General features: G+C 70.1%; 1 pseudogene. It reads left to right on the top strand.

Going from position 1 to position 638, the window contains the following annotated elements:
* Positions 1-117: 117 nt before the first annotated feature.
* Positions 118-579, top strand: a pseudogene (locus GRC12_RS44885) (IclR family transcriptional regulator); the annotation flags it as partial.
* Between the last annotated feature and the right edge of the window lie 59 nt (positions 580-638).

Genomic DNA, 638 nt, shown 5'->3' with positions numbered 1-638 from the left:
CCCCTCCCGCGCCACCGCCGACCGCCTCGCCGCCCTCGACGACGACACGTGGGGGAGACTTCGACTCGGCCCCGGCTGGACCCGAGCCGAGCAGGCCCCGGAGGAGGTACGCACCCCATGAGCCAGACCGTCGACCGAGCGCTCAGCATCCTGCCGCTGCTCGCCGAGGGCCCCGCCGACCTCGGCCAGGTGGCCGACCGCCTCGGCGTGCACAAGTCCACGGCTCTGCGCCTCCTGCGCACCCTGCACGAACACGGCATGGTCTACCGCCAGTCCGACCAGCGCTACCGCCTCGGTGCCCGCCTCATCGCCCTCGCCCAGGAGGCGATGGAGAACCTCGACATCCGCGAGATCGCCCACCCCCACCTCGTACGCCTCAACGAACAGTGCGGACACACCGTCCACCTCGCCGTGTACGAGGAGAACGAGGTCCTCTACATCGACAAGGTGGAGAGCCGCTATCCGGTGCGGATGTACTCCCGGATCGGCAAACCCGTCGCCATCACCGTCGCCGCCGTCGCCAAGCTGCTCCTCGCCGACCTGCCGGAGGCCGAGCGGCGAGCCCTGGCCCTGTCTCTTATACACCGCTGACGCTGCCGACGACTAGGCGAGTGTGGAGTAAGGCGGGCCGCGAGTTA

The organism is Streptomyces griseorubiginosus, from assembly GCF_017614965.1.
Lineage (GTDB): Bacteria > Actinomycetota > Actinomycetes > Streptomycetales > Streptomycetaceae > Streptomyces > Streptomyces griseorubiginosus_B.
The sequence above is the reverse complement of the archived record's forward strand: the minus strand, read 5'-3'. Positions and strand labels throughout refer to the sequence as shown.